13 protein-coding genes are annotated in these 13272 nt (G+C 68.9%); 3 read left to right on the top strand and 10 right to left on the bottom strand.

The features are described from left to right. Positions 1-215: 215 nt before the first annotated feature. The 5 genes from ABI214_RS25285 to ABI214_RS25265 form a co-directional block, all read right to left on the bottom strand. Positions 216-419 carry a hypothetical protein gene (locus tag ABI214_RS25285; protein ID WP_348605149.1) on the bottom strand — a complete coding sequence of 68 codons (204 nt, stop codon included), beginning with the start codon at positions 417-419 and terminating at the stop codon, positions 216-218. A gap of 507 nt (positions 420-926) precedes the next feature. Next, on the bottom strand, positions 927-1682 hold the full coding sequence (locus ABI214_RS25280) for a succinate dehydrogenase/fumarate reductase iron-sulfur subunit (RefSeq protein ID WP_348605148.1): 756 nt from the start codon (positions 1680-1682) through the stop codon (positions 927-929). Position 1683: 1 nt separating this feature from the next. After that, positions 1684-3615 (bottom strand): fumarate reductase/succinate dehydrogenase flavoprotein subunit, encoded by a 1932-nt coding sequence (locus tag ABI214_RS25275; protein WP_348605147.1) that lies wholly within the window; start codon positions 3613-3615, stop codon positions 1684-1686. Positions 3616-3657: 42 nt separating this feature from the next. Further along, entirely contained in the window at positions 3658-4461 is an 804-nt protein-coding gene (locus tag ABI214_RS25270) for a hypothetical protein (RefSeq protein WP_348605146.1), read from the bottom strand. 11 nt (positions 4462-4472) lie between these two features. Beyond that, positions 4473-4757, bottom strand: coding sequence for a hypothetical protein (locus tag ABI214_RS25265; RefSeq protein ID WP_348605145.1), 285 nt, complete (start codon positions 4755-4757; stop codon positions 4473-4475). Between the two features lie 247 nt (positions 4758-5004). On the opposite strand from ABI214_RS25265, the gene ABI214_RS25260 reads away from it, so the two are divergent. Next, on the top strand, positions 5005-5487 hold the full coding sequence (locus tag ABI214_RS25260; RefSeq protein ID WP_348605144.1) for a hypothetical protein: 483 nt from the start codon (positions 5005-5007) through the stop codon (positions 5485-5487). Positions 5488-5533: 46 nt separating this feature from the next. Here the strand turns inward: ABI214_RS25260 and bioD are convergent, their stop codons facing one another. From bioD to ABI214_RS25245, 3 genes are read right to left on the bottom strand one after another with little or no spacing between them, the layout of a single operon-like run. Beyond that, complete coding sequence (gene bioD / locus ABI214_RS25255) at positions 5534-6223, bottom strand: dethiobiotin synthase (protein WP_348605143.1); 690 nt, start codon at positions 6221-6223, stop codon at positions 5534-5536. Next, on the bottom strand, positions 6220-7386 hold the full coding sequence (locus tag ABI214_RS25250) for an 8-amino-7-oxononanoate synthase (protein ID WP_408586542.1): 1167 nt from the start codon (positions 7384-7386) through the stop codon (positions 6220-6222). Before ABI214_RS25250 ends, bioD begins: the two co-directional genes overlap by 4 nt. Positions 7387-7427: 41 nt before the next feature. After that, complete coding sequence (locus ABI214_RS25245; protein WP_348612036.1) at positions 7428-8702, bottom strand: adenosylmethionine--8-amino-7-oxononanoate transaminase; 1275 nt, start codon at positions 8700-8702, stop codon at positions 7428-7430. 158 nt (positions 8703-8860) lie between these two features. On the opposite strand from ABI214_RS25245, the gene ABI214_RS25240 reads away from it, so the two are divergent. Beyond that, positions 8861-10933 (top strand): acyltransferase family protein, encoded by a 2073-nt coding sequence (locus ABI214_RS25240; RefSeq protein WP_348605141.1) that lies wholly within the window; start codon positions 8861-8863, stop codon positions 10931-10933. Between the two features lie 113 nt (positions 10934-11046). Here ABI214_RS25240 and ABI214_RS25235 read toward each other — a convergent pair whose 3' ends face one another. After that, positions 11047-11571 (bottom strand): hypothetical protein, encoded by a 525-nt coding sequence (locus ABI214_RS25235; RefSeq protein WP_348605140.1) that lies wholly within the window; start codon positions 11569-11571, stop codon positions 11047-11049. A gap of 246 nt (positions 11572-11817) precedes the next feature. On the opposite strand from ABI214_RS25235, the gene ABI214_RS25230 reads away from it, so the two are divergent. Next, entirely contained in the window at positions 11818-12303 is a 486-nt protein-coding gene (locus ABI214_RS25230; protein WP_348605139.1) for a hypothetical protein, read from the top strand. Positions 12304-12433: 130 nt separating this feature from the next. On the opposite strand, the gene ABI214_RS25225 is transcribed toward ABI214_RS25230, so the two are convergent. Beyond that, entirely contained in the window at positions 12434-13087 is a 654-nt protein-coding gene (locus tag ABI214_RS25225; protein WP_431357166.1) for a DUF6630 family protein, read from the bottom strand. Between the last annotated feature and the right edge of the window lie 185 nt (positions 13088-13272).

Here is a 13272-nt window from a genome sequence, read left to right as displayed (position 1 = left end):
GATGCTCGGGCGTCAGCCCGACGCCGATCGCCTCATTCGGGGCTGGGCAAGCCGATTTCCCGCGGTCCGAACACCCAGGGCGTTCGACGAGGCGGGAATTGCGTCGATGTTCGTCATTGCCCCAACGATACGACGGACCTCGACGCCCGAGCGAGTGACGATTTCGTGTAGCTCACGAGGCATGCACGATCAATCGTGACCGGTCGGTGTGTCATTCACCAATGCGGACCGGCGACGGCCAGGAAGATCACACCGGCCACGACGCCGAACGCGCCGCTCAGAATTCCGAACAGCGCCTCGAGCGAATTCGGCTCGCGGTCCCCGACGACCCCCGAGCGGGACGCGGCGACACCGACACCGACCGCCCCGACACCGAGCACGATCCCCAGACCGAACGTCCAGAAGGTGATGACGGACAACGCACCGAGAGCGATCGATGTGTCACTGCCCGACCGGCGAAGCCAACGGACAAACTTCGCGAACGGCGGGGACTTCCCTTCGGCGGGGTCGGGATTCGAGGTCGGGCGGTCGGCTACGAGGGACATCGTGGAGCTTTCTGAAGCAAGGCTGGTGACGCGGGAAGTGCAGGGTCACCGAGATGGAGCGGCACGGACAAGACTGCACGCGCCGAACCGACGTCGGCGCTTTCGTAAGCAGCAGAAGGGTTTTCGCTATCAACGCCCCGATCTGGCGAGGTCGCGCGGCAGCGCGTCGATGTCGGCGAGGGATCCGAAGCGCAGCACAGCAATACATCTCCTGAACATCGCCGGCGCCCGCAGCCCCCCGACGGACAGCGGATCGACCGTGCATCTCAAATTAGCACCGGCGTCGAGGCAGCGCCAACCGATGCGTTCGATGTTCGATGTGGCCGTTCACACACCAATCCGACTGGCGCGCAGACTCACCGGGGGCACCGTCCGGTCAGGTCAGTGACCACCGCGCCGGAAGAGTTTGTTGCCCAACCACACAACCGGATCGTATCGCCGGTCCGCCACTCGCTCCTTCATCGGGATCAGCGCGTTGTCGGTGATGTGGATGTCCTCAGGGCACACGTCGGTGCAACACTTGGTGATATTGCACAGGCCGAGACCGAACTCGTCCTGCGCGGAGTCACGGCGGTCAGCAGTGTCCAATGGATGCATCTCCAGCTCCGCAATCCGCATCAGGTAGCGCGGCCCGGCGAACGCCTCCTTGTTCTCATCGTGGTCACGAACCACATGGCACGTGTTCTGGCACAGGAAGCATTCGATGCACTTGCGGAACTCCTGCGAGCGCTCCACATCCACCTGCTTCATCCGGTACTCCCCCGGGGCCAGCCCGGGCGGCGGCGTGAAGGAGGGGATCTCGCGCGCCTTCACGTAGTTGAACGACACATCGGTGACGAGGTCACGGATGACCGGGAAGGTGCGCATGGGCGTCACCGTGACCGTCTCGTCCTCGGTGAACGTCGACATGCGCGTCATGCACATCAATCGGGGGCGACCGTTGATCTCGGCCGAGCAGGAACCGCACTTGCCGGCCTTGCAGTTCCACCGCACCGCCAGGTCCGCCGACTGCGTGGCCTGGATGCGGTGAATGATGTCGAGCACGACCTCGCCCTCGTTGACCTCGACCGTGTAGTCCCGCAGGTCGCCACCGGACGCGTCGCCGCGCCACACCTTGAACTTCGCGTCGTAGCCCATCTCAGGTCGTCCTTCCCGGGTGCCCCGCGATCTCGGCATCCGTGTAGTACTTCCCCAGCTCGTCGATGTCGAACAGCGCCAACAGATCCGGACGCATCGGCAGCTGCGGCTCGCGGGTGACGATGACGTCGGGCACCGCGGCGGGGTCACCCAGCGCCGGATCCCCGGGCACCGTGCTGCACACCAACAGCGTCGAGCGCCACTGCGCGTCCATGTTCGGGTAGTCGTCCCGGGTGTGGCCGCCGCGGCTCTCGGTGCGCATGAGCGCGGCCCGCGCGACGCATTCGCTGACCAGCACCATGTTCCGCAGGTCGAGCGCTAGGTGCCATCCTGGGTTGAACTGCCGATGCCCCTCGACCGCCACGCCGGGCAGCCTCGACTTCACCTCGTCGAGCTTCGCGATCGCCCGTTCGACCTCCTCCTCCTTCCGGATGATGCCGACGAGGTCGTTCATCGTCTGCTGCAACTCGGTGTGCAGCGTGTACGGGTTCTCGCCGGCGCCCGACGCCGGGGGGTCGAACGGCGCGACGGACACCCGGGCGGCCACCGCGACGTCGGCGTCGGCGACCGCCGGCCGCGTCTCGAGCGACTGCACGTAGTCGGCCGCACCCAACCCGGCCCGGCGACCGAACACGAGCAGGTCGGACAGCGAGTTGCCGCCCAGCCGGTTCGACCCGTGCATACCGCCGGAGCATTCTCCCGCAGCGAAAAGACCTGGCACCGTGGATGATCCGGTGTCCGGATCGACCTCGATCCCGCCCATCACGTAGTGACAGGTGGGGCCGACCTCCATCTGCTCCTTCGTGATGTCGACGTCGGCGAGTTCCTTGAACTGGTGATGCATCGACGGCAGCCGCCGCACGATCTCGTCGGCCGGCATGCGGGACGCGATGTCCAGGTAGACCCCGCCGTGCGGGGTGGAGCGCCCAGCCTTGACCTCGGAGTTGATGGCCCGGGCCACCTCGTCGCGCGGCAACAGGTCCGGGGTGCGCCGGTTGTTGTCCGGGTCGTCGTACCAGCGGTCGGCCTCCTCCTCCGTCTCCGCGTACTGACCTTTGAAGACCGCAGGAATGTACGAGAACATGAACCGGTCGCCGTCGGAGTTCTTGAGGACACCGCCGTCCCCGCGGACGCCCTCGGTGACGAGGATGCCCTTCACGCTCGGTGGCCACACCATGCCGGTCGGATGGAACTGGACGAACTCCATGTTGATCAGGTTCGCGCCGGCGCGCAGCGCGAGCGCGTGCCCGTCGCCGGTGTACTCCCAGGAGTTGGAGGTCACCTTGAACGACTTGCCGATGCCACCGGTCGCCATCACGATGGCGGGCGCCTCGAACAGCACGAACCGGCCCGACTCGCGCCAGTACCCGAACGCGCCCGCGATCCGGTCGCCGTCCTTGAGGAGATCGGTGATGGTGCACTCGGCGAACACCTTCACGCGCGCCTCGTAGTCGCCGGTCTCGGCGAAGTCCTCCTGCTGCAACGACACGATCTTCTGCTGCATCGTGCGGATCAGCTCGAGCCCGGTCCGGTCGCCGACGTGCGCGAGCCGCGGGTAGGTGTGCCCGCCGAAGTTGCGCTGGCTGATCCGGCCGTCCTCGGTGCGGTCGAACAGCGCGCCGTACGTCTCGAGTTCCCAGACCCGGTCGGGCGCCTCGCGCGCGTGCAGTTCGGCCATGCGCCAGTTGTTGAGGAACTTGCCGCCACGCATCGTGTCCCGGAAGTGGACCTGCCAGTTGTCCTTCGAGTTCGCGTTGCCCATCGCGGCCGCACAGCCCCCCTCGGCCATGACGGTGTGCGCCTTGCCGAACAGCGACTTGCAGACCACGGCCACCGACAGACCCCGCTCGCGCGCCTCGATGACCGCCCGCAGCCCGGCGCCGCCGGCGCCGATGACCACCACGTCGTAGCTGTGCCGTTCGACCTCGGCCATGCACACTCCCCTGTCTGTGCGTCGGTGAAGCAGGAAGGGAACTCAGTTGATCAATCGCAGGTCCGAGATCGTGCCGCTCGCGACCAGCATGATGTAGAAGTCAGTGACGATGAGCGTCCCCAGCGTGGTCCACGCCAGCTGCATGTGCCGGGTGTTGAGCCGGCTCACCCACGTCCACATCCGGTACCGGATCGGATGCCCGGAGAAGTGTTTGAGGCGACCACCGGTGACGTGCCGGCACGAGTGGCACGACAGCGTGTACGCCCAGAGCAGGATCACGTTGCCGGTGATGATCAGGCTGCCGAGGCCCAGGCCGAAGCTTCCGTTCGGTCCCTCGTACGCCCGAACCGCGTCGTACGTGTTGACCAGCGACACCACCAGTGCGACGTAGAAGAAGTAGCGGTGCGAGTTCTGGATGATCAGCGGCAGCCGCGTCTCCCCGGTGTACCGGGCGTGCGGCTCGGCGACGGCGCACGCCGGCGGCGCCAACCAGATCGACCGGTAGTAGGCCCGGCGATAGTAGTAGCAGGTGAGCCGGAAGCCGAGCAGGAACGGCAGCACGAGGAAACCGAGCGGGATCCACATCGGTAGCTCGCCGACCCACGTCCCGAAGTGGCTGGCACCCGGCACGCACGACGCGCTGATGCACGGCGAATAGAAGGGAGTGAGGTAGTGGTAGTCGTCCACCCAGTACGCGGTGCGCACGAATGATCGGACCGTCGCGTACACGACGAACACCGTCAGCCCGACCGTAGTGAGCAGCGGCGCGAGCCACCACCGGTCGGTCCGCAGCGTGCGCGCAGCGATCGCCGCCCGAGCCGGCGGCGGGGCGCCGATCTCGGTCACGCGCGGCGTCCTCACAGGGTCTCGTGTGGGTTGCCGCCGAGCCCCTCGTCGTCCGCGTCCTGCCACAGCGAACGGTCGTACGGGGTGTCGGGCACCTGCACTCGCTCGGTGGTGGCACTCACCGTCGGACGCGGCGGCGAATCGCTCAGGTCGTGCGCGTCGATGTCGAGTCGGTCGACATCATTGGCTAGGCGGCGCACTGCCGACGCGTCGCCGTACACGTCCCGCAACGATCCGACGCACTCGCGCAAATGCCCGATCGTGCGCTGCAACTCCATCACTTCGGTGGTGGTCATCGATACCTCCGAGAAGCACTGGTCGATTCCTCGGCCCGATCGGAGCGGTCAAGGGCTGTCGGTCCGCCGCCCGATCTGCCTACACGATGTGATGGCACTCACAGTACGTCACGTGCCGCCTCGTCGCCGCTGATTACCGCGACGGCATCGGAACCCGGCGAGCGGGCGGATCGGCTACGCGGAACCGGTCCCCCACTCCGGCCAGTGGGTCCGTGGCTACGATGCCGATTGTGCGACGATGCCGGTCGTGTCTGTCATCACCGACTACTTCACGGCCCCCTCGGACGAGGTCGCCACCACCGCCCTCGACGGCCTGCTCGACCTCGACCCGGACGTTGACGCGGAAGTCTCCGGCCCACGGATCCAGGCCACCACGAGCGGCACCCCGGTCCTGCAGGCGAAGGGGATCGACCCGACCGTCGCCCTCGGCAGGCTCGAAGCGGTGCTCACCGGTCGAACCTATGACGACATCGCCGCCGGCCCACGGCGGGGGTCTCTGGTCGCGGCCGGCGAGGACGGCGACTCCCTGATCCTGACCGTCGCCGACGAATTGCGCGATGCGCTCGCGGGATCGGATGTGGCAACGGTTGCCGCCGCGGCCCGCACCTGGGTGTTCGACGAGGCGTCCGAACCATCGGAGGCCTCCGCGCCGTTCCTCACCGCGCTGGCCGAACTGGCCACCGGGGCGGTTGCCCGCGGCGACCGCCTCTACTGCCGCATCATCATCTGAGTTCGCGGCCGGTCGTCCGCACCGAGAGCCCTGAATCGCGGTGGATTCAGCCGGTCACTGTGGCGAGCCATTCGGGCTCGAACCAGCCCGTGGCGGCCTCCGCAAAATCCGCCACCTCCGGACCGGCCACCCCAGCGGGCACCCGCCCGACGAGGGCGGCACCCGTGACCGCGGGCAGGTCGTCGAGGTTGCACCGGGCCGCGAGGTCCGGATGCTCCGGCCACGAGCCGACGACGAACCCGCCGCACTTCACGCCGGCAGAGGCGAGCGACTCCGCGGTGAGCGCGCAGTGATTGAGGGTGCCCAGCCCGGCGGCCGCCACCACGACGACGGGGGCGTCGAGATCGGCAGCGACATCGCGCACCGTGAACCCGTCGGCGCCGAGGCGGACCAGCAGCCCGCCGGCGCCCTCGACGAGCGTCACGTCGTGGTGCGCGTCGAGGTCACGCGCGGCCGCCACCACCTGGGCGCGGGTCAACATCGGCATCCCCGCGCGCCGCGCGGCGGTGTCGGGGGCGAGCGGCTCGGGATAACGGGCCAGTTCGACGGTCGCCGTCACGCCGCTCAGGCGCGCGATCTCCGCCAGGTCCCCCGGCTCGTCGGGCGCGACACCGGTCTGCGCGGGCTTGCACACCGCGACCGACCGGCCCGCGGCTCGCAGCGCCGCCGCGAGCGCCGCGGTGACGACGGTCTTGCCGACGTCGGTGGACGTGCCGGACACGACGAGAATGCTCATGCCGAAACCTCCACCCGTCGATCCGAAAGCACCTCGGCCAGAACGGATTCAATGCGCGCCATCTCGTCGGCGTCGATCGTGGCGCGGGCCGTCAGCCGCAGCCGCGACGTGCCCTCCGGTACCGACGGCGGTCGGAAGCAACCCGCGTGCAAGCCGCGTTCACGGCACGCGGTGGCCGCCGCGAACGCGACGTCGGGGTCGCCGAGGATCACCGACACGACCGCGGACTCGGGCTCGCCTCCGCCGGTGATACGCGCCAGCTCGCGCGCCCGATCGAGCACGGCGGCCGCCCGCTGCGGCTCCCGGATCAGCACGGACAGCGCCGCCCGCGCCGCGCCCACCGCGGCCGGGGCGAGGCCGGTGTCGAAGATGAAGGTGCGGGCGGCGTCCACGAGGTGGGCGCGCACCCTCGCCGACGCGAGCACCGCGCCGCCCTGGCTGGCCAGCGACTTCGACAGGGTCGCGGTCACCACGACGTCGGGCTCACCGGCCAGGCCGACCTCCTGGACGAGCCCGCGACCACCGCGGCCGCGGACCCCGATGCCGTGCGCCTCGTCGACGAGGAGCACGGCGCCGTGCTCGCGGCACGCACGGTGCATCTCGACGAGCGGGGCCAGGTCGCCGTCGGCACTGAACACCGAGTCGGTGAGCACCAGCGCTCGTTCTTCGGTGCGCTCGGCGAGAGTGCGCCGCAGGAACTCGACGTCCGAATGCGGGGCGACGACGACCCGCGCCCGCGACAGCCGGCAGGCGTCCACCAGCGACGCGTGCGCACCGGCGTCGGAGACGATCAGCGAGCCCTTGCCCGAAAGCGCGGTCACGGCACCGAGGTTGGCGGCGTACCCGCTCGCGAACACCAGGCCGGATTCGGCGCCGACGAAGTCGGCGAGTTCGCGTTCGAGCAGTTCGTGGTCCGACGTCGTCCCGGTGACCAGGCGCGAGCCGGTGGATCCGCCGCCCCAGCGACGGACGGCGTCGACGGCGCCCGCGACGACCTCGGGGTGTCGCACCAGGCCCAGGTAGTCGTTGGAGGCGAGGTCGATCATCGGATCCGAGGCGTCCCGGGGCCGCAGCTCACGCCGCAGGCCGGCCGCCCGCCGTTCGGTCTCGACGTCGTCCAGCCAGCCCAGCGCATCGCATTCGGTACCCACCCGCAGCACGATACAAGCCCACTTGAACGGTGTTCAAGTGGGCTTGTATCCGGTCACCGGCTCTGGCTGCGGGCGGCCGCGACCATGCCGGACGCGATCCGCTCGACCTCCTCGGCGGTGCATACGTACGGCGGCATCGCGTAGATCAGGTTCCGGAACGGGCGCAGCCACACGCCCGCGCCGACGGCCGCGTCGGTCACGGTCTGCATGTCGACGGGTCGGTCGATTTCGATCACGCCGATGCCGCCGAGGACGCGGACGTCCGCCACACCGGGCACGTCCCGCGCCGGAGCCAGGCCACGACGGAGCCCCTCGTTCAGCGCCGCGACCTCGGCCCGCCAGTCCCGCGAGAGCAGCAACTCCACCGCCGCGACCGCCACCGCGCACGCCATCGGGTTTCCCATGAACGTCGGGCCGTGCATGATGCCGCCGCCCTCGCCCGCACTGATCGTCTCCGCGACCGGCGTCGTGCACAGGGTCGCGGCGAGCGTGAGATACCCGCCGGTGAGCGCCTTGCCGACACACATCACGTCCGGGGCGAGGCCCGCGTGGTCCGCGGCGAACAGTTCCCCGGTGCGCCCGAACCCGGTCGCGATCTCGTCGAACACCAGCAGCAGCTCGTGCTCGTCGCACATCCGCCGCAGTTCCCGCAGGTAGTCGGGGTGGTGGAAGCGCATCCCGCCGGCGCCCTGGACGACGGGTTCGACGATGATCGCCGCCAGCTCGTCGCGATGCTCGACGACGAGCCGCTCGAACTCGGCGACGTAGCCCGGGTCGAAGTCCCGCGGCGGCGCGGGCGCGAACACCTGCCGGGCCAGGACGTCGGTCCACAGCGAGTGCATGCCGCCGTCGGGGTCGCACACGCTCATCGGTGCGAACGTGTCGCCGTGGTAGCCGCCGCGCCACGTCAGCAGCCGGTGCTTCTCCGGCCGGCCCTTGCTCCGCCAGAACTGCAGGCACATCTTGACCGCGACCTCGACAGACACCGAGCCGGAGTCCGCGAGGAACACCTTGTCGAGCCCGTCCGGCGTGATCTCGACGAGCAGTTCCGCGAGCCGGGCCGCGGGTGCGTGGGTGAGGCCGCCGAACATCACGTGACTCATCCGGCCCAACTGGTCGGTGACAGCGGCGTCGAGCACCGGGTTGCGGTAGCCGTGCACCGCCGACCACCACGAGCTCATTCCGTCGACCAGCTCCGTACCGTCGGCGAGCGTCAATCGGGCACCCTGCGCGGACTCGACGACGAGCGGGGTGGTCGAGGCCGGGAACGCGCCGTACGGGTGCCACAGGTGTGCGTTGTCGATCTGGACGATCCGGTCGGAGGGCATGCTCAGGGGGTTCACGCCGCCCGACTGTAGGTGTCGCGTCGAGCGGCCGCACCGCCAGGTAACGTCGAGGCGACAGACAGGTAACGTTGAGGAGTTGCCGCCGACCCCATCCGGGGCGATCACCGCCCCGGCCGAAAGACGAAACCGGAGAGGATTGCGTGTCAGCCCGCGCCACCGACCGTTCCACTGGTCACCAGCAGGGCTCCGCAGCCCCCGTCCGCGCACCGCACCGTCACGATCTCGACGGGCTCCGCGGGCTCGCGATCGGACTGGTGGTCGTCTACCACGTGTGGTTCGGCCGGGTCTCCGGCGGCGTCGATATCTTCCTCGTGCTGTCGGGCTACTTCTTCATCGGATCACTGCTGCGCAGCGCGGAGTCGCCGGCGCCGCTGGACCCGGTCCCGGTCGTGCGCCGCGTCACCCGCCGCCTCGTTCCCGCGCTCGTCGTCGTCCTGGCCGCGGTCGCGGTGTTCACGGTCGCGTACCACCCCGCCACGTCGTGGTTCGAGACCGCAAAACAGACCACCGCGTCGCTGCTGTTCCTCCAGAACTGGCACCTCGCCGACACCGCCAGCGACTACCTGGCCGCCGACCCGTCCGTCAGTCCGCTGCAACATCTTTGGTCGATCTCGGTGCAGGGCCAGTTCTATCTGGCCGCGCTCGTCGTGGTGTTCGGCTCGGCATGGCTGCTGCGTGCCCGCGGCCGCTCGGTCCGCGGCCCGCTCACGGCCCTGCTCGCGGTCCTCGCCGTGGCGTCGCTCACCTACGCGGCCACGAGCGACCTGCCGCAGACGTGGCTGTACTACGACACCAACGCGCGCATGTGGGAGTTGCTCGCGGGTGGCGTGCTCGCCTGTGTCGCACCGTGGCTGCGGGTTCCCTGCCCGGCGCGGATCGCGCTGTCGGTCGCGGGACTGGCGATCGTGTTCGGCTGCGGGATGCTCCTCGACGGCCGCTCGGAGTTCCCCGGTCCGTGGGCCCTCGTTCCGGTCGGCGCCGCACTGGCGCTGATCGTCGCCGGCAGCGTCGAGACCGGCAGCGCGGACGGCAACCCGTTCACCCGCGCGCTCGCGTCCCGGCCGCTGCTGCGCCTCGGGACGATCGCGTATGCCCTGTACCTGTGGCATTGGCCGATCCTGATCGTCTACCTCGTGCTCAGCGACCGCACGGAAGCCGGGCTGACCGGTGGCCTCGTCGTGATCGCACTGTCGCTGGTCCTAGCCGAGTTGACCACCCGGCTGATCGAGACGCCGATCCGGCGGCCTTCCGGCACCGGACACACGCGGACGGCACTCGTCGCGGTCGCGTCGACGCTTGCGGTCCTGCTGGCCGCGGGATCGGTGACGTGGGCCGGGTTCATCGACCGCCGCACCGAACAGTGGGCGCAACAAGCCGATCTCGATCCGCTGACCCACCCCGGGGCGGCGGCGCTGTTCGCGGGCGCCGACGTCCCGCACGCCCGCGAGGAGCCGTCCCGCTACGTGGCGCACGCCGACCTGCCTGCTGCCACGCTCGACGACTGCATGTCACAGCCGGGCCAGATCGACCCACTGACCTGTACCTACGGGGATCCCGACGCCGAACGCGCCATCGCGCTGATCGGCGGATCGCACGCCGAGCACTGGCTGCCGGCGCTCGACCTGCTCGGCCAGGAACACCGTTTCCGGGTGGAAACCTTCTTGAAGGTGGGCTGCCCGGCGGTTCTCCCCCCGAGCCCCGACGCCGAGGTCGGCGAGTGCGAGGAGTGGACATTCGGCGTCGTCGACGCGCTGACCGAGTCGCGGCCCGACTTCGTGTTCAGCACCTCCACCCGGCCCGTCCCCGACGGCCCCGGGGACTACACCCCCGACACCTACACCGCGCTGTGGCACGAACTCGCCGACCGCGACCTGCCGGTCATCGGACTGCGTGACACGCCGTGGCTCGAGAGCAACGGCGTCCAGTACCGCGCCGCCGACTGCCTGGCCCGCCGCGGCGGCACCGCCGAGTCCTGCGGGATCGACCGGGCGGACGTGCTGTCCGTGGTGGACCCGGCGCAGGCCGCGACCGCCGACCTCCCCACCGTCCAGCTCCTCGACCTGTCCGACGCCGTGTGCCGGACCGACCGGTGCCGCGTCATCGAGGGCAACGTGCTGATCTACCGCGACTCGAACCACCTGACCGCAACCTACGTGCGCACCTTGACGCCGGAACTCGATCGCCTCCTCGGGCCGGCGACCGGTTGGTGGTGAGACCGGTCGGCCGCTCCGAGGTTGGCGGTCAGGGTTCTTCGGCTTCCGCCCGCGGCCGTGGAAGCCGAAGAGACTGCCGCTGAATCAGTCGACGGTATCCACCGACACCCTTTTCACGTGTCGTATTCGCCGCTGTCCCAGGGCGAGTAGAAGGCCATGTAGTCGCCCGGTTCCACGGTGACTGTCCAGTGCCAGTCGTCATCGTCTGGATGTTCGGGGTCCGGCCCGTGAAGAATCAGACCGAATTCCTGCCCGTGCGCGGTAATCGAGAACGGGGATATCTCGATGTTCCCGAAGGCAACGGGCTGGATTTCGCTCAGGAGCTGCTCAAGCGCCTCTGCCTGGGCGGTGAACCGCCACCCGTTTCCTGGGAGCGCCACCGTCTCGGGCCGGGCTCCGAGGGGGACTATCGTCGCGTCGACGAGTGCACCCTCTGCGTCGAACAGGTATCGCGCCACGAACTCGGTGCTGGTCTGACCGTATGTCGCAGAACCGAACGGGGTTGTGATGAAGAACTGCCGACCATCGGCGGCCCTTCCCACCAGCTCCGCGTGGTAGTCGTCGTGGGCGATCACGAAGCGCGCGGGCGCGGTTTCACCTTCGGAATCCCGCAGACCTGCATCGAGACTGGCTATCACGGCGATTGAGCATACGTGCCACTTGTTGAACCCTCGCAGAGATTCGTCACCCGCGGTGAGTGACGAGCCGTCGGCGGAGCTGGTCGCCTGGTGGTGGCCGCGTCAAGTCCGGCGACTGCGGGCGGCGCGAAACTGATCAATGTTGCGCAACCACGGTTTTCGCACCTATACGCCCCAGCGCTCGATTGTCGGGCCGTCTCAGCCTCCTGGACGCCAGCCGATTCGGCGCACTCTGACTCTGTCGGGATGTCGGAGATCAGCGGCATAATCCGTGCCGTGGACCTGAGAGCCGAACTACTGCCGCCGTCGGTGAGCCAGCAGCGACTGGACGAGCTTTGTCGTGAGATCTCGAGGATCGCCGACCTGGTGCTCTGCGGATCCGAGAGCGCGGGCCAGGAGATCGAGGCTTTCAACGCGCGGACAGGCCACGACTACGCGGCTCTCGACTTCGTCGAGTACGACGAAAGTAGGGACCTGGCCGAGTTCGCGTTGGAGGTTGCCCGGCCGGTTCGACCCCGGATCGCAGACATGACCACGGACGAACTCGTCGAGATCGTCGGCAGAATACTGGCCGGCGACCCGGACAGCGACTACTACCTCCGGCTTCTCGATGCCAACATGGCGCATCCCCGGGTCAGCGACTTGATCTTCCACCCTCCGGCCGAGCTGCGGGATGCCTCAGCCGAGCAGATCGTCGATGAGGCCCTCCGATATCGTCCGATTGCCCTGTGACCGACCGAGCCGGTCATCCAACGGCCGCCACCTGCGCCCCGGCGGCGCCGATGCGCGACCTGATCATCCGGTTCACCGATCACCGCGCCGATCCCGCGTCGCGGCAGCGGTGAGCGCGGGAGGGATACGCCTACAACGCCTTGGTGTTTCGGGTGAGCAGGGCCCAGCAGACGAGGAACCCGATGGAGGTGCAGAGCAGGACCGGTGCGAGTGCGGTGGTGATGGCGAGCAGGATGACGCCGAGGGGCGGCACAATCGCGAAGATCAGTAGCGCGACAGGTACCAGGGCGGCGTTGATGAGTGCCCCGGCGAAGCAGACGGCAGCGATCTTGAGCTGGTCTGTGTGTCGTTGCCTGGACACTTGCCGGAAGAGCAAATCCGGCGAAGGCCGATCCAGGCCCCACGCCAGACTCGACTCCGCCGTGCGACGCATGACGCCGACACGATAGGTGTCGTCGCCGCACCGCAGTTCGCCGAGCGCCAACCCCGCACGGGCCAGGGCATCATCCACTGCGCGCAGGATCGCCGGCACGTGTTCACCGCGCTCGAGGTCAGCCCCGGCCGCTTCCCTGGCTGCGGACTCGGCGGCAGCGACAACCGCGCGGTCCTTCCCGAAGGCTTCCACCCGACCCGCCACGAACTGCGATATCTGTCCGGGCCATTCCTCACCGGACCAGTCGACCGACAAGAGAACCCCGTCCTGGATCAACGAATCCACCACATCGTCCGCATCGTCCGCATCGAGTACGAACCCCGGCTCAGCCGGCGCAAGAAAGTACGCCATATCGCTCACGCCGCCAGCATACGAATGGGCATCCGAGCCGCCGACGCCCGCGCAACGGAACTTCACTCACCTACACGACACCCGTCCCCCACACCCGACCTGGTGCGCGCCAGGCCAGCAAACCTCGCGATCGGCTACCGCGCTACCGAGGCGACGCACTTTCGAATATTCCAAGACTTCCGTGT

Origin of the sequence: Prescottella soli (assembly GCF_040024445.1) — a bacterium.
Taxonomy (GTDB): domain Bacteria; phylum Actinomycetota; class Actinomycetes; order Mycobacteriales; family Mycobacteriaceae; genus Prescottella; species Prescottella soli.
Note: the sequence above shows the minus strand (reverse complement) of the source record. Positions and strands in the feature narration are given on the sequence as shown.